Genomic DNA, 16,905 nt, shown 5'->3' on the forward strand with positions numbered 1-16,905 from the left:
GCTTATACTGCCTTCCAGTTTTCGAGTCGTTGATCTTTTATCAGCCATTGCTGATTAAGCCACTGTTGAAAACGGGCACGTTGCTCCGGGTTTTCAAAGTACTGCATAATATTCAGCTCGGCAGGGAACAGGCCCTCAAGCGGCTTTACATCTATATGCAGTTTTATACGGTCAACTGAGCCACTGATAAAATCCCAGAACGAAGGCGGTTTGCCGGGGTAATAAATTGTGACATCAATGAGTTGATGGAGCTGCCCGCCCATGGCATTGAGAACAAACGCAATACCGCCCGCTTTAGGTTTAAGCAAGTGTTTAAACGGAGAGTGTTGGCGACGCTGTTTGTCTGGCGTAAAGCGCGTGCCTTCAACAAAGTTCATGATACTGGCCGGTTTAAATTTGAATTTTTCACAGGCCTTTTGGGTGGTTTCCATATCCTTACCTTTAAGGTGCGGATGCTTGGCCAAAAACGTTTTGCTGTAGCGGCGCATAAATGGAAAATCCAGTGCCCACCATGCCAGCCCCAGTAATGGCACCCAAATAAGTTGTTGCTTGAGAAAGAATTTCAGAAAGGGCACGCGATGATTCAACACGCGCTGTAAAATTAAAATGTCTACCCAGGACTGGTGATTGGCAATCACCAGGTACCAGTCATTGCGGGACAACCCCTGTAAGCCACTCACTTCAATTCTGGTGCGACTAAACACCCGTTGATTGAGGTTATTCAGGCTTATCCAGGCTACTGCACATGCATCGAGCAGATACGTCATTGCCGTCCGCCAGCCTCTAATCGGTATCACTAATTTAAACACCGCCAGTACCAGTACAATGGGTACCCAAAAAAACGTATTTAAGCCATAAAACAATGCCGACAGTGCACCGTTAAGCATAGTCAGGTATTTTTTCAATGCTACATCACCCTGCAAATCACATATCGCGCTAGTTTATCGTAAAATCATGAGAGATCCGACAATAATGCGGGCAATTGTTGTAAATAGGTAGCTATTATCGCTGAATCCGCGCGTGCAGCACGTTTTTTGAACGGCGCATAAAATGTTGTTGGTGTAAAGCTAATCCGGGCGCAGTGTGGGGGTGGCCCAGGGGCGCCATTCTGCTGCAGATGTTGAATATTGGCCGTCTGTTTGGAGCAGTTCCCTGGTGTTAGCGGCAGATTGTAATAGAAACTGACTGACAAACTGCTGTACGGCTGGCTGCTGCGAGGCCGGCAACTGACAATGCCGGTGGCCGCCCACCTGACTGATACCGATATTTTGCGGCGTGCCTAATGCCTGCCAGACACTTTTAGCGACTTGAGAAGTGATAAAGGTGCTGCTGTTACCGAGCCACTCCATTGAGGTATTTTCAAGCACCAGCAACCCCCGTGGGGCTAGCAGGCCCATCAACTGATGGTGGTCAACCGGGAGCTGGGTGGTCGCGCCGCTAAAGCGTGAAAAGTTATCGCGAAACCATACATTTTCAGTAACGATTTGCTGTTGCGTCTGAACGTTTTGTCCCTGTTGCTGCTGATAATCTGAAATACGCCAGCTGGCGGCGCCACCAGAGCCAGATTCCTGGGCAATGGTGAGTTGAATGCGCTCGTCAAAGGCACCGGCCACGATCGCGCCTTTGCCATTCCTCGAACAGCCGGTCACCCCAATGCGCGTGCTGTCTATAAGCTGTTGGTCAGTGTTTTCGATAACGTCGAGAATGCGACTAATTCCCCAGCTCCACGCCATCATTGCACCAGCAGGATGATCGCTACCGAATAGCTCATAGAACTTACCGCGTCCCCTTGATTGCTGATTGTTTTGTTCCGCCAGCTCGCCATTGTTATAGGTAATCACCGCTACGCCAGCATCATTGAAAAGCTGGGTATCAAGACCATACTCGCCGAGCCGGATCATTGCCGGAAAGGGCGCTTTGCCAATGGCGGGCAAATGCAGTTGGGCGTTGAAGGCTATTGTGTTGCCCGATGCGCTGGCATGCACAGTCAGTTGCCGGGCCGTTACAGTGCCTGACACCACTGGAGGGGCCGGCGGTAACGGGCCGAGTTCCCAGTGCTCAAACTGAGCCTTGGTCCAGGCCCGCGCGCACTGCCATTGTGACCGGGAAGTGACATTTATAGCCTTGCCGTATACAAACGGATTGGGCAGGTGGCGAATGTCGTTTAATTGCGCAAAATCGGCGGCAGCGTATACCGGACACGCAGTATCATCTTTTAATGGCTTGCCCGAATTAGCATTGTTTGCTGAGGCTTGTATAGATGTCCCCAGGCTTGCTAAGACGAATAACGTCAATACCTTGAATCGCTGCATAGAAAATATGTTTGACCGCAAAATGAACGCCAGTGTGCAGGATGCCGCACGCAAGGCAAAATCATTTTTTTTAACAACGTATTTACGTTTTGATGCCTTTTGATTGTGCCACCGTGACTTTCGGGTATGTTTTGGCTGTTGCGTTAATCTATGGAGTAATAATGAACACTTTCCGGTTTAAAAAAGCGAAGTCTACGCTGGTGGGATTAGCCGTTTCGGTTATTCTTGGTACCGCAGGTTGTACGTCCGATACATCAGAGTCCGGACAAACTAATACTCAAAGCCAGGAGCAGCCCGCTTACCTCAATACCAGCTTGCCGATGCAGGAGCGGGTGAAAGATCTGGTCTCACGGATGACTCTGGAAGAAAAAATTGCGCAAATGTATAACGATGCGCCGGCGATAGAACGACTCAACGTACCGGCCTATGATTATTGGAACGAGGCGTTGCACGGTGTGGCTCGTGCCGGCAATGCTACCGTGTTTCCACAGGCCATTGGATTAGCGGCGATGTGGGACAAGGAACTGTTACACGAGATTGCCACCGTCATCTCAGATGAGGGCAGGGCAAAGCATCATTATTTCAAAAGCGCCGGGATAACCACGCGTTACACTGGATTAACCTACTGGTCGCCGAACATCAATATTTTTCGCGATCCACGTTGGGGGCGTGGCCAGGAAACATATGGTGAAGATCCGTTTTTAACCGGTGAGCTTGGCGTAGAATTTATAACCGGCTTGCAGGGTGACGATGACACCTATTTAAAAAGCGCAGCCACTGCCAAGCATTTCGCTGTGCATAACGGGCCGGAAATTACCCGTCATTCTGACAATTACGTCGTGTCTGATAAAGACCTGTACGAAACCTACCTGCCGGCATTTGAAAAAGCGGTTGTAGAGGCCGATGTTGAAGCCGTTATGTGCGCCTATAACCGGGTTAATGATCTGCCTGCCTGTGGCTCGGATATGCTGCTTAAAGAGATACTGCGTGGTAAGTATCAGTTTGATGGTCATGTGATGTCTGACTGCGGCGCGATTGCCGATTTTTACGATCCAAAGGCCCATGATGTCACCCGCGCACCAGCCGCAGCCGCCGCGTGGGCGGTGACCAGCGGAACCGATTTGAACTGCGGTACCGGGCGCTTAAGCAGCTATGCAAACCTGAATTTTGCCGTACAAAAAGGCCTGATCAGTGAAGCATTGATTGATCAGGCTGTGGAACGCTTGTTTATGACCCGCTTTAAACTGGGCATGTTTGACCCGGATGAGCAGGTGGGATATGCCAGCCACTCAATGGATGAAGTGGGCAGTAGTGAGCATTTGGCACTTACCCAAAAAGCCACTGAGCGTTCGCTGGTGTTACTGAAAAATAACGGCGTATTGCCACTTAAAAAGGACGTGAAAGTAGCGGTAATTGGTCCTAACGCTGACAACCGTGATGTGTTGTTGGGTAACTATAACGCGCAGCCAATCAATCCGGTCACTGTGTTGGACGGGATCGAGCAATATCTGGGCGAAGAAGCGGTCACCAGTGCCCCGGGCAGTGCCCTGATCGCCGACGTCTATGGCCATTGGCAGGTGCTCGACAGCAATGTGTTGTTCCACACCAACGCCCTGGGTGAACGCGAAGCCGGCGCCAGAGTCGAATACTTTAATGTCGCGACCCTGCCGATCACGGATTTTACTAACGTTCACACCAACGCCGAAATCGTCGGCGACGCCAAGGCAACAGAAACCCGCAGTAGTCTTGAGTTATATCGGGAAGTCTCGCCGATTACCAACAAGGTACTCGATGACTTTGGCATGGTCATCAGTGGCGAGTTGGTACCCGAAACGAGCGGCAACTACCGCTTCGATGGAGAAGGGGAGATAACCATCGACGGTGAGGTGGTTACCGGGCCTGTTGCGCTCACAGCCGGACAGTCCTATCAGTTTAGTGTTACCAAAGTCTTTGCTACTGATCAGTTGACCAATACTGATCATCGTATGCGGGCAAAATGGCAGTTAAGTTGGTTAAACACCTCCGAAGCGCTGGTTGAGAATGCCAAGGCGGCCGCCAAAGATGCCGACGTGATTGTTATGGCAGTGGGTATTTCGCCGCGCATCGAAGGCGAGGAAATGCCGGTGAAACTGGAAGGTTTTAACTATGGCGATCGCTCAAGCATTGACCTGCCGGCTGAGCAAAGCGCGCTGATCAAGGAAATGGAAGCACTGGGTAAACCGGTCGTCCTGGTGAACTTCAGTGGCAGTGCCATGGCATTAAACTGGGAACAGGATAATGTTGATGCCATCGTTCAGGCGTTTTATCCCGGCGAAGCAACCGGCACCGCGCTGGCCCGTATTTTATGGGGAGAAGTGAGCCCTTCAGGCCGTTTGCCGGTAACCTTCTATCATAACCTGGACGGTTTTGCGGCATTCGATGATTACGACATGACCAATCGTACGTATCGTTATTTCAACGGTGATGTGCTGTATCCCTTTGGATATGGTCTGAGCTACGCCAATTTCTCTTACTCTGGTTTAAATGCACCACAAGAGCTATCTGCCGGCAGCGACCTGGCCTTGTCTTTTACGTTGAAAAACGATGGCGAAATGGACGCAGAGCAAGTGAGCCAGCTGTATGTGAGCATGCCTGATGCGCCCGTTGACACGCCAAAGGTAGCCCTGAAGGGCTTTACTCGTACAGCGGTTAACGCGGGGGAGTCGACGCAGGTAAGTATGGTGGTACCGGCAGATGAGCTGGTCTACATCAACGACAAGGGCGACAAAGTTCCCTACAAAGGCGCGCTGCACTTATCGGTAGGGAACGGCCAACCGCAGTTCGCGGCTGACCAGGAAGTAGTTAAGACAGTCATTACACTGCTGTAGTTAACTTGTCTCAATACGCAGGCCGCGCGACCAAGCGCGGCCGAAGGAGTACCAACGTGAATAAATGGTGGTTAGTGCCGTTACTAAGCGGTGCGCTGTTAACATCGGGCTGTAACGACAACGGTTCGCCAGTTAATGAACTGGCCAAAGAGGGCTTGGCGGACAAATACCAGTCACACTTTTTAGTCGGTACAGCGATTAGTTCATGGCAGTTGGCGTCACCGAAGAAAGACTACGTGAATATTGTCTGTAATGAGTTTAATGTCTATACCGCTGAAAACGCTATGAAGTGGCAGCGCATTCATCCTGAGCCTGATCAGTATAAGTTTGATTTGGCTGATAAGATGTTTGAGTTAGCCGGGCAGTGTGGTGCGCAAATTATCGGCCATACGCTGGTCTGGCATTCACAAACGCCTGACTGGGTGTTTGAAGATGAACAGGGAAATCCACTGACCCGTGAGGCCCTGCTGGCCCGCTTAAAAGATCATATTACGACGGTGATGACGCGCTACAAAGGCAAAGTTAAAGGCTGGGATGTGGTGAATGAGGCGCTGAATGAAGACGGCAGCATGCGCGATACACCATGGCTGCGTATTATTGGCGACGATTACTTAATCAAAGCCTTCCAGTTTGCTCGCGAAGTTGATCCGGACACGGAGCTGTATTACAACGATTACAACCTCAATAAGGCTGAAAAGGTGGCCGGTGCGGTACGCCTGGTAAAGCAGCTGGAGGCCGCCGGTGTTAAACCCGATGCAGTAGGGATGCAGGCTCATTACTCGGTGTTTTATCCTGAAATAGAAGAGGTTGAACAGAGTATTCAGGCACTGATTGCTGCGGGCGTCAATGTTGCTATTACCGAACTGGACGTAACCGTATTACCCCAGCCTTCAAGCGTTGAAGCCGGGGCGGATATCGCGTCGTCTGCGGAGTATGAAGAACGACTGAACCCTTACACTGATGGGTTACCCGAGGCACAGCAACAAAAACTATCGCAAACTTATGAGGCGCTGTTTAGCCTGTTCTTAAAATACGATGCCCATGTCGACAGGGTTACATTATGGGGCGTGGATGATGGCTCGAGCTGGCGTAATAACTTTCCGGTTCAGGGTCGCACCGATTATGCATTATTGTTTGATCGTAACAGCCAGCCTAAGCCGGTTTACCATGCTCTGAAAAGACTCGTTGAGTAACCGCGCATATTGCTATGCAATAAAGCGCGATGGCTATCTTTTACGATACCTTAACCAGCGCCGGGAGAGCCCCTGGCGCTGTTTCTTTGTTTAGCTAAAGTGTGGTCATAGCACCCTCAGCCGCTGCACGTTTTCTACCTTGGGCAATACCGGGCCGGCTTTTACAAAAATATATTCACCAGTATCGCTCTCAACAAGCGCTAAGGGGTTATTCAAACTGTATTTTTGTAATGTAGTAGGCGCTGTAAGGCGCATCCTGTGCCTGTAACCAAACCCCGTCAATCTTTTTACCTTCGGCATCCAGTTCTTTTAATGGTACTTCTGCAAGGGCCCAGCTTTTGGCCTTGGGTTGTATGACATACCCAGCACTTAGCGGCTCGCCGTCAACAACCAGTTTCACAGAAAGCGTCTGACCACCTTCCAGTCCGCCATTAATAAAAAAGGTCAGTGTATTGTAATCATCGAGTGATAGGGGCGCATGATGAAACGCCAGCGCTGACCATGCCTCACCGGCGACTTTTATAGGTTTTATGCCGCCTACCGGCACCGATAAGTTAACATCGGCGAAACTCCAGTTCTGCCATTCATTTTTGAGTTCATCATCGTAAATGACTAACGTATTGTTACTCTGTGCCTGAGCAGTACCACACATAAAATGAAGCAGTATTCCGACAACGAGTATTGTTTTTATTCGATCAAGCAACATGGGTGTAATTTTCTTGTTAATTGGGTGTTAATTATTTTTCATCAGTTTTAGGCAGATTTCAATATCTCAATTGGTAATATTAAATAGGTAATAGCCAAATCAGAGTACGTACCATCACTAAGCGAAGCCAGCGCCAGGCTTTAACGAAAAAATGACGTCACGGTGAAACGACCAGAAAAAGGATTAAGATCCGGGGTGAAAGGATGGGGGATATTCCCTGAATGAAGTAACGCGCAAGGATAAATCACCGCGCGGTTAAACTGACAGTCTACGGATAACAAACGTTTAAACAGTTTACTGTCGCCGTTAATGTAGTGCGATGAAGGCGGACAATCTGCCACGTGGGAGGCTAGTGATGCCAGATACTCATCATAGTCATGCTCGGCAATCAATGACTGCCCCGTAGGTGTAAACTGATAAAAGCTGGTGCCACCATGTGGCGGGCGGCATAGGTAGTGCACTACCGCATATTCCGTCGGTTTTGGCCGGTCTATATGCGGCATACACTGCGCAGGTGAAAGGTCTTCTTCCCGGGTGGTCACCATAGAAAAATAACTTTCTCCCGCGGTTAACTGTTGTTGTTGGTGATGCTGGGCGAGGGCCTGATTGATTTTTTGCAGACTGTATTTTATGTAGCCGGGCGGAGCCGGTGTGCGTAACCCCGGATACAATCCCCCCGATGCGGGGGAACTGGGTTGATTCACGGCATAGTCAATTAACTGCTTTGCACCCGGAATAAAATCATCAATCACCAGTACTTTAGCGGTTGAGCCGGGGACGGTTAACAGCTGGCCGTTGTTCACATTGGCGCCTTGCAAAATTTGTTAATATATTCCTCGTGTAGCGGCATATGATCAGCCGAGCGACGGATGACGTTTTTAATACTCGTCAGACGGCGTTCAAGCTCGTCCTGGTCAAAGATATCAGCCAATGCATGATAACCTTGTGGGCGTATTCCCTGGCCATACATGACTTCAAACCAACTCAAATCATTGAACAATTCGTTATTAAAACGGTGAATGCGGCCGTTTTCTTTAAATTGTTCGATTTTTTGTGTGAGCGAATCGGGGACCGACATGTTTTTGCAGTATTGCCAGAAAGGCGTGTCTTCCCGCTCAGTGGCATGGTAATGCAAAATTAAGAAATCACGAATGCTATCAAACTCAAAGTCCATCTGGCGGTTATATTCGTCGATATCACACTGTTTGGGGCCCGAAAACGGGAAAAACGTGAAGAACTTGGAGATCGCGGATTGCACCAAATGCAAGCTGGTGGACTCCAGCGGCTCCATAAAGCCACTGGCCAGCCCTACGGCGAGGCAATTACGATTCCAGAATTGTTTGCGTTTACCCGTTACAAAACGAATCTGGCGGGGTTCACGGAGCATTTCGCCATCAAGGTTTTGTTCTAAAATCTGTCGCGCTTCCTCGTCGTCCATAAACTCGCTGCTATATACGTGCCCGTTACCTACCCGATGTTGCAAAGGAATGCGCCACTGCCAGCCAGCTTTTTGTGCCGCAGATCGGGTAAATGGCCAGGGCGCTTCAGTACTCGCTGTTGGCACGGCAATGGCTCTGTCGCAGGGCAGCCAGTGCCGCCAGTCTTCGTAGCCGGTTTTGAGGGTTTGCTCAATTAACAGGCCGGCAAACCCTGAGCAATCGATAAAGAAGTCAGCCTCATGTTCGCTGCCATCGGCCAGGATCAATGAGCGTATGTCGCCGCTTGGGTGTTGGGTTACCTCAGTCACTTTGCCTTCAGTACGAATAACGCCATGTTCTTCGGCGACCTCGCGCAGATATTGCGCGTACAAACCGGCGTCAAAGTGAAACGCATAAGCAATGTTTGACAGCGGTGAGTTACCGGCATCCATAGAGCGCATAAAACGTTTCTCGTTACAGGCCAGCGATGACAGGGTATATTCATCAAGGGGTGCGGCCTTGCCAAGTTGACGCATCTTCAGCCAGTAATGATAAAACTGGACGCCTTCCATATTCTTACCGACTTCGCCGAAGGCATGATAGTAACTGTGGCCAGTTTTACGCCAGTCTTTAAATTGAATACCGAGTTTAAAGGTGCCCTGAGTACGCTTTAAAAATGTATCTTCATCGAGGCCGATTAAGTCATTAAACAGCAGGATTTGGGGGATTGTCGCCTCGCCTACACCCACCGTACCAATATCATCCGACTCGATGACCTGGATCTGGCAGGGGTGGTTTTTAAGAATTTTACCCAGTGCGGCACCGGTCATCCAACCTGAGGAGCCTCCCCCGAGCACAATGATCTTTTTTAACGGAGACTGCATAGTATTACTCACAATATGAAACGCAAAAAAGTGATGGGCCGGGGCCCATCACTCTGTATTTTTCAATAAAAGCACTGGTAACCGGTGTAACGGTTAACCAATATCATTGAAATTAGCCTTAGAAGTTACCACGAACCACAAGGGCAATCCGGCGGTCAGCTTTAAACCACGAACGTCCAGCTTCCTGACCTTCGTTGTTTAACACCATAATGGTTTCCGACTGCGCCTGGGTCAGGTTTGTTCCCTGTAATCCAACCGTGATGTTGTCAGTTGCGTTATAGAATATGGACGCATCAACCTGACCGATATCATCATAAAACAGTGGTGCTTTAGAGATAACGTCACGCGTGGTTAACAGGTAACGTGAGCGCCAGTTATATGCGATACGCGCGCTCCAGCCTTCCAGTTCATACATCGCAACCAGGTTGGCTGTATGCTTGGACTGCCCCTGCAGCGGCACGTTTTCCAGATTTACCCGTACGCCGGTGTCGGTAAAATCATCACCAATCCAGCTTTCATCTTCGGCATCGATTTCGTTGTTAGGTACACCTTTGGCGTCAATATAGGTGTATGTCGCCTGCAGTCCCAGGCCATTAAATGGATAGGGTAATGTATCGTAAAACTGCTGATACATAAACTCCAGGCCATCCATGGTGCCTTCACCGCCGTTAGTAGTGGAGCTGATCAAGGCGTTTTGCGTTCGCCCGGTAGTTGGGTTGGTAAACGTCTGAACCGCAGCGCCCTGTATAAAGTAGTTTTTAAGATCTTTGTGGAAGTAAGTCATACTTAACTGTCCCACATCGGCAAAATACCATTCCAGGGCGATATCGTACTGGGTTGATTCCATTGGCTTCAGATAAGGGTTGCCGCCTGAACCGGTCCACCCTGGCACAAAGGCAGTCTGAATAAGATTTGAACCTGGTTCTGGCTCAACATTGGGATCCGGGTTTGCAATAGGACGTACAAGCTGTACCTGCTCGTTGCCGAGTTCAGCGCGGTTACGGATGTCGCCCATATCAGGCAGCGCTACCGCTTTTGAAAACGCGAAGCGAGCAATCAGATCGTCCATTACCTCTACTTTTAAGTTAAAGCTTGGCAGGAACATATCAAAGTCAGTTTCGGCAGCAAGGGCTTCTTCTGCGTCATTACCGAAAGCGCGACTCTCACTGGAGATGTAGTTAAGACCATCGCTGATCCACTGATTGTTCTCGTCTTCGAGCGCGGCTGCGATATCGGCATAGTTACCCGCTTCTACCTGGTCGTTAATCCAACCACGTACAATGGTATCGGTCAGCGGCTGACCCTGTAGCTCTTCGGGAGGCAGGAAGTCTGGTACCAGGTCAGGGAAGTTAACCGATCCCAGTGCCTCACGGTCAAGCTCAACATAACGCAGACCCACGTTACCACTCCAGCGTAAGTCGCCGGTACCTTCAAAGTTTAACCGAACATAAACGGCTTTGTTGGTTTCGGTGGTGACATTGATTTCACCCGGTGTAAACAGACCGTATTTATCATCTACTATGGGGTTGCCGTTTTCATCCGTCCTTTGTGAATAACGCTCCCAATCACCACCGGCCGACATATAAGGCATCGCACCGCCCATAATCTCGCGCACGTAGGCTTCGGTGGCGTGATAGGTTTGATTGCCCGGAATATTCACCACACCACCGCCGTGGAAGTCAGACCAATCAACCAGTTCAAAATTGTCTTGTTGTTCAGCTGGTAACGTATCTAACCAGCCAGCAGGAGCAGCGCCGGTGAATTCTGGTGCCAATGAACCCCAGTTCCAACCGGTAGAGCGCACGGTTTGCTCACGCTTAGCATAGCGAATACCACTTTGTACTGACGTAAAAATACCATCAGACTCGAGGTGGTACGTACCGTCTAAACGGGCGGCGATTGAATCACCCTCTGAGCGCTCATAGTGTTCCATGGCGCTACGCAGCCAGTAAGACGTTGGGTCCTGGAAGAAATTAGAATCACCCGCTGGGTCGCCGGTGAAGCCCGGATAATTGCCTCCGGCATACACATCCGGGTTGGCATCACGATAGCCAAACCATGGCTCAATTAAAGTCATTGTTGGCGTTTCACCGGCCAGATCGTACTGCTGACCAGCAAAGGCGCCGGTGTGAACCGTCACATCGTCATCCTGAGTTTCGGCCCAGATATACTGAACGTCTGCAGATAATTCCAGACTTTCGGTTGCCATCCATTCCAGGTTAAACGATAAATCTTCAACCAAGGTTTCAGTTTGCTTAACGCGCGAATCAAACTGGAAAGGATAACCAAACTGCGGGCGACCACCCGCTTCCCAAGAACGTACAACCCGATCAGCGTTACCATCGGCGGCACGCCAGCCATCAACGCCCTGAGTCATGGTGCCGGATTCGAACAAACCTTCGTCGTTAAATTCAAATTCTGTGCCTTCCAACGCACGGGTGCGGCGGCCATCAAGGTTGTAGTAACCGCCCTGATATTTAATCGCTTGCTCATGCCACGACAGGCTCGCATCTGAGCGAATGTACTGCATGGTGGCAAGAATGGTTTCGTCTTCATTTTCCCACTGCAGGGCACTGGCAAAACCTTCACGAGAACGGTCATCAAACTTGTTCAGTGCGTTTGATGCATTTGGCATCCACACCGTACCGTTACCATCTTCGCCTACAAAGCGCTCGGCACCGGCTAAATCACGGGCATAAAACTGCACATAGGCATCAGACTGAATACCGTGTGAGCGTCCGTACAGCTGTGAGTTGGCGTAGTTAAGTAACAGGCCAATCTCGCCGTTTCCATCGAGCTCCCAACGGTCACTGAATAAACCTGATAATGTGGGACTGCCTTTTTCGGCCAGATCGCCATACGAATAGTCAGCACTGAATGCCAGTACGCGTTCTTCGGAGTCAAATGGCTTACGGGTTCGCAGGCTGATCGTACCGCCAATACCACCTTCAATCATATCGGCAGTTTGGTTTTTATAAATGTCGACACCGCCCATTAATTCTGGCGATACGTCCTGGAATGACAGACCACGGCCACTGTTTGCGGTAAAGGAGTCACGGCCGTTAAACTCACTACGTGTCTGGGTCATACCACGAATAATGGCGCCGCTGCCTTCCACACTGAAATGGTCAGGGTCATCAGGGCCGGCAAAACGTTCAATAGATACACCGGGTAAACGCTGAATGGCTTCTAACACGCTTCGATCGGGCAGTGAGCCAATGTCTTCAGCTGTAATGGAGTCGACAACGGTATCTGAGAAACGTTTGAGGTTCTGAGCGTTGAGCAGGTTACCACGTACGCCCCTTACCTCAATTTGCTCTACGACTTCTTCGTCTTCGTCGGCTTCATTAGTGTCCTGTGCTGGGGTTTCTTGCGCCATGGCACCATGCATCGCTGACATAATAGTCAGTGCTATCAATGATTTGTTAAATGTGTGCGAAAATCGGTTTTTGTTGTGTGCCCGAATCTTAGCCATTTTTACTTCTCCGCTGAGATAGAATGGAATTCTTGTAATCCACCTTATTGACTCAAAAAACTACCACCAGAAGACAGTGCCGATGTAAGCCAATTATGGTGTGAGCATAGTGTGTTAGGTAAGTTGAAGTATCAATAGTATGTTAAAATATCACAAAGTAAAAACCATATATCGCAACAATGAATTAACATTTGGCGTGAAGTGAAATGCAAATAACTGTTTTAAATGAAGTAAATTTTGGTAAAGCCGTTTATTTGTATGACAAATAAAAGCGGCGAGAAACAAAGTCTTTACAAATGCTTCTCGCCGGCGGGGTGGGATTATTCGCTGTAGTTGAGCAATGCGGCAACGGAATACACCAGGGGGGCATTCCAGTTTATGGTTACTTCGTTAGTCGAATAACTGCACCAATCATCTAAATACGATGTGGCAGGTAGCGAAGACGAGTAGTTGCAATTATCCTGATGCCCGTTTTGGGGGCCGCCGGCCAGAAAGCCGGGTACTGGTTCGGCGATATCATCGGCATGCGACTGACGATGATGAATGAACATCGGTGTCTGTTCACCATGGCCGGTAACGAAACTGTAGCCGGTAGGATTTTTACCCAACACATAGTCAACAAGCCCGGTCATCGCTTCAAGGTAGCTGCTGTCGTTACTGAGTTCATAGGCTTTAGCCAGCATCATTGCATGGTTCATTGCCACACCGTTACTGCCCCACACAAAGTCATTGCCGTTCATGGCAACTTTTAGCGGTGAGACCTGTGCTCGTTCAGCGAGTTGGGTGGCATAGTCCAAAAAACGCGCCTTAAGTTCGTTGTAACGCGGTTGGCCCAGGGTCGACTGACCCTCTGATGACAGTAGCGATAGATAGGCGAGGCCCATCGTATTTGACCAGCCCGGCGTTGATGGATAGCCGAGATAATTGTCCATTGCTGTCAGGTAAGCCTGATTACCCGTTGTCAGATACAGTTCAGTCGCGGCCCAGGCAAATTCGTCGTTGAATTCGTTGTCGCCGTATTCCCCGGTTACCACATTCTCCGGGTTGGCAAAAGGTAAGTCAGGGTGACTTGTTGCCCACTGCCATGCTTCTTCTGCTGCCGAAAGATAGGTATTTGTCATGTCCGGGTAAACGCGGGCGGCGGTAGCCATGACACCGGCAAAATTGAGCGTCGCTGCAGTACCTTTGTCTACAACATAGCGCTGTGCAGTGGCTTGTGCCGGCATGACATCAGGGGCAAAATTAAGTGTGGTAAGTTTGTGAAACACGCCTCCGTCTGCGTCCTGCATGGTAAGCATCCAGGCCAAATTCCAACTGACCTCATCGAGCAAATCGGGCTGAGCATTGGTTGATTCAGGAATATTCCAGGTACGTCCGTCATAAAAGTCAGCGAAGTCCAGATAGGCTCGCATTAACGTGTACGTGGAAATGCCGGAATTAACGATGTATTTATTATAATCACCAGCGTCATACCAGCCCCTGGGGCTGGACAGGGGTTGGTCGGGGTTATTCAAATTGATGATATGGGTATCAGGGTGGCCTGCTGCGCGCTGCCATTTACCGGCAAAAGCTGGATCCAAAGCGGCGCTGGCGCGATTAAAGTAATAGGCTTTTATGCTGGCATCATGCAATGCTTCGGCGCGCTCTGCCGACACTTTAAAAGCGGTATAGTCATCAGAATCTGCCACATTTAAGCGATACTGACCTTCTGCAGTGATACCGCTTACGTCAGCAACGGATAAGGTTTCATCGGCCAAAGACCAGTATGCCGGTTGCGATGTGACGCCGGATAAAACAGTTTCTCCATTGTTCATATTGCTCACCGTAAACGCCAGTGGTGAATCGGTACGCACGATGATTAACTTTTTCTGTGCAGGCACATAGCCCACCTGATTTTTATAAAATGCAATGGTTTTGGTTTCCACCGGTGATTCGGTAACCGGTGGTATAGCCGGCGCAGCGTCGCCACCACCGCCACATGCCACGAGGCCCAGAGCCAGGGGTATAGCAACCAAGAGTTTGCGATATGATGTACTGATATTGTTGGACATAGTAATTCAGCCTGTTGTCACGGTTAATTAGATGCTTCTGCATTCTCAATACTGAGCGTGAAAGGTGCCGCTGGCAGTGCTGCCCGGTTATATAGCCCTGGCTCCGGATTGTCTGCCCAGCCATAACGTACGGTAACCGGCTCTGTCACCTTGTCGCTGTATAGCGTTACTGACTCCTTATTCATAACCGTTCTTGCCCAATAATACTGCCCGTCGGCGCCGGCGAGGGCGAAGCTGCGTCGCAAAGACGAGGCGGCGGTAAGCCCGCCGACAGTATTGTCAAAATACACCGTGGTTTTACCCTCATTAAATTGTGCTTTGGTGGCAATCGGGCCTTGATAAGCAACATCCTGTCCATAAGCAATATTGCGCGCAGCAAGGGCTAAGCGTTTTGCCACTGCGGCTTTGTTGACCGGATGAATATCGTTCCATTCACCCAGGTCAATGGTCACAATCGATGCCGTATTGGGCAGCTCACTGACTTGTTGTTGCTGGTCCCGAAGTACCGCCCAGTTGCTGTCGACAGGATGGCGCTGTTGGGCCATGAAATTGGTTAACTGGATCACAAAAAAAGGCATATCCGGCTGTTGCCAGCGCGTGCGCCAGTGTTTAATCATGGCAGATAATTTGGCCGCATAGTCGTTAGGAGAACTACTGTTTGACTCACCCTGGTACCATACCGCTCCGGTTACAGGAAAATCAGTTGCCGGAGCAATCATGGCATTGAACAAGCCCATCGGCTTCCAGCGGATAAATGTAGAGCCTGCCACCGGCGACACTTCTGTGGCAACTTTGTAGCGCCATTCGCCAATCAGGCTATGGCGGGCATTGTCAGTTCCTAAGAAGTAAGTTTTATCTTTAACGAAACCAGTTTGCATTTTATTGGCGGTGATGCGAACCGCTATGACATTCTCACCCGCCTTGAGTAATTCGGGCGCGACCTGATATCGTCGTGGCGGATACTGATAGCCGGTGCTGCCGACCTTTTGCCCGTTAATGTAGGCCTCATCGGCGTCAACAATGCGCCCCAGACGTAAAATGAGCGGCTCATCGGGCACTTGGTCAAGATGGATTGTTTTGCGGAGCCACCACACGCCGGTGAATCCGTCAGCTTTGGCGGGCAAATTACCCGGCATCATTATGGTTTGCCAGTCGCTATCGTTAAAGTCGGATGCATACCACTTTTCGGCCAGACCCTGGTCTTTCTGATGCAGTTCGCTGTACCATTTGTCGGCGCGCTCCTGGTCTGTTTTACGTGTGCTGGCATCCACAGCTGGATCAGCGAAATATACCCCTTCAGCAATTTTATCCGGGTACGGAGCCAGAATATCTTTGTGCATCCAGGCTTCTATTGGCGAGCCACCTAACGACGCGTTCACGATGCCAATGGGAACGTTTTGGTCAAGGTAAAGTTGGCGGGCAAAGTAGTAGGCTACGGCGGAGAGTTGCCGAATATTTTGCTGGGTGGCGCTGCGCCAGTGACCATTTTCGTAATCTGTGTTCTCACCATCGAAACGGTACGTATCCGGCACCGTAAACTCGCGGATCAAAGGATAATTCGCCTCGGCAACATCGAGGGGGTAAGCTTCCTCAACACGAGCCATCGTCAGCTCCATGTTTGATTGTCCGGAAGTAAACCAGACATCACCAAAATAGAGGTTGGTAACAGTAAGGGGATTATCTGCTTTTATGGTGAGTTGATGCGGTCCGCCAGCTTGCTGTGCGGGCAATTCATACTTCCACTCGCCGTTTGTAGCTGAAGTTTCACCGAGTAACTGCTCGTTTAGGTAAACCTGAATAGGCGTGGTGGTATCTGAGGTGCCTGTTAAGGGGATAGGTTTATCGCGTTGTAATATCGCGTTATCAGCGATCAATCGGTGTAGGGTTGTTGTTGCCCCGACAGAGATCGAGAACAGGCAGGTACAAAGCAAAATTAACCGAATCAACTTTTTCTCCTTCAGAAACAAAAAAAGTGCAGAGAATGTCTGCACTTTTTAGC

General features: G+C 49.9%; 10 protein-coding genes. 2 read left to right on the forward strand and 8 right to left on the reverse strand.

Annotation, left to right across the window (positions count from 1 at the left end; translation table 11 throughout):
- Positions 1-2 precede the first annotated feature (2 nt).
- Positions 3-887: a 1-acylglycerol-3-phosphate O-acyltransferase, YihG family gene (gene yihG / locus OIK42_RS16160; RefSeq protein WP_273642147.1), complete on the reverse strand. Its 885-nt coding sequence runs from the start codon at positions 885-887 to the stop codon at positions 3-5.
- A 180-nt stretch (positions 888-1,067) separates the two neighbouring features.
- Positions 1,068-2,312, reverse strand: coding sequence for an alpha/beta hydrolase family protein (locus OIK42_RS16165; RefSeq protein ID WP_273642099.1), 1,245 nt, complete (start codon positions 2,310-2,312; stop codon positions 1,068-1,070).
- A 161-nt stretch (positions 2,313-2,473) separates the two neighbouring features.
- On the opposite strand from OIK42_RS16165, the gene OIK42_RS16170 reads away from it, so the two are divergent.
- Positions 2,474-5,179, forward strand: a complete 2,706-nt coding sequence (locus tag OIK42_RS16170) for a glycoside hydrolase family 3 C-terminal domain-containing protein (protein WP_273642100.1) — start codon at positions 2,474-2,476, stop codon at positions 5,177-5,179.
- 56 nt (positions 5,180-5,235) lie between these two features.
- Entirely contained in the window at positions 5,236-6,372 is a 1,137-nt protein-coding gene (locus OIK42_RS16175) for an endo-1,4-beta-xylanase (RefSeq protein ID WP_273642101.1), read from the forward strand.
- 208 nt (positions 6,373-6,580) lie between these two features.
- Here the strand turns inward: OIK42_RS16175 and OIK42_RS16180 are convergent, their stop codons facing one another.
- The 6 genes from OIK42_RS16180 to OIK42_RS16205 all read right to left on the reverse strand — a co-directional run bounded on the left by OIK42_RS16180 (position 6,581) and on the right by OIK42_RS16205 (position 16,852).
- A complete protein-coding gene (locus OIK42_RS16180; RefSeq protein ID WP_273642102.1) occupies positions 6,581-7,078 on the reverse strand; it encodes a hypothetical protein in 498 nt (165 codons plus the stop codon).
- Between the two features lie 140 nt (positions 7,079-7,218).
- Complete coding sequence (locus OIK42_RS16185) at positions 7,219-7,881, reverse strand: DUF6445 family protein (protein ID WP_273642103.1); 663 nt, start codon at positions 7,879-7,881, stop codon at positions 7,219-7,221.
- Positions 7,878-9,380, reverse strand: a complete 1,503-nt coding sequence (locus OIK42_RS16190; RefSeq protein WP_273642104.1) for a tryptophan halogenase family protein — start codon at positions 9,378-9,380, stop codon at positions 7,878-7,880. Before OIK42_RS16190 ends, OIK42_RS16185 begins: the two co-directional genes overlap by 4 nt.
- Positions 9,381-9,498: 118 nt before the next feature.
- Complete coding sequence (locus tag OIK42_RS16195) at positions 9,499-12,855, reverse strand: TonB-dependent receptor (protein ID WP_273642105.1); 3,357 nt, start codon at positions 12,853-12,855, stop codon at positions 9,499-9,501.
- 320 nt (positions 12,856-13,175) lie between these two features.
- Positions 13,176-14,906, reverse strand: a complete 1,731-nt coding sequence (locus tag OIK42_RS16200) for a glycoside hydrolase family 9 protein (RefSeq protein WP_273642106.1) — start codon at positions 14,904-14,906, stop codon at positions 13,176-13,178.
- Between the two features lie 23 nt (positions 14,907-14,929).
- The gene (locus tag OIK42_RS16205; protein ID WP_273642107.1) at positions 14,930-16,852 is read right to left on the reverse strand and encodes a sialate O-acetylesterase; all 1,923 of its coding nucleotides are present in this window, start codon (positions 16,850-16,852) and stop codon (positions 14,930-14,932) included.
- Positions 16,853-16,905 lie beyond the last annotated feature (53 nt).

It is taken from the genome of Alteromonas gilva (assembly GCF_028595265.1).
Lineage (GTDB): Bacteria > Pseudomonadota > Gammaproteobacteria > Enterobacterales > Alteromonadaceae > Alteromonas > Alteromonas gilva.

What these genes read in the sequence shown, in the direction of transcription:
- yihG (WP_273642147.1), bottom strand. Translation starts at nt 887, where the DNA reads ATGCTTAACGGTGCACTGTCGGCATTGTTTTATGGCTTAAATACGTTT.
- OIK42_RS16165 (WP_273642099.1), bottom strand. Translation starts at nt 2,312, where the DNA reads ATGCAGCGATTCAAGGTATTGACGTTATTCGTCTTAGCAAGCCTGGGG.
- OIK42_RS16170 (WP_273642100.1), top strand. Translation starts at nt 2,474, where the DNA reads ATGAACACTTTCCGGTTTAAAAAAGCGAAGTCTACGCTGGTGGGATTA.
- OIK42_RS16180 (WP_273642102.1), bottom strand. Translation starts at nt 7,078, where the DNA reads ATGTTGCTTGATCGAATAAAAACAATACTCGTTGTCGGAATACTGCTT.
- OIK42_RS16190 (WP_273642104.1), bottom strand. Translation starts at nt 9,380, where the DNA reads ATGCAGTCTCCGTTAAAAAAGATCATTGTGCTCGGGGGAGGCTCCTCA.
- OIK42_RS16195 (WP_273642105.1), bottom strand. Translation starts at nt 12,855, where the DNA reads ATGGCTAAGATTCGGGCACACAACAAAAACCGATTTTCGCACACATTT.
- OIK42_RS16200 (WP_273642106.1), bottom strand. Translation starts at nt 14,906, where the DNA reads ATGTCCAACAATATCAGTACATCATATCGCAAACTCTTGGTTGCTATA.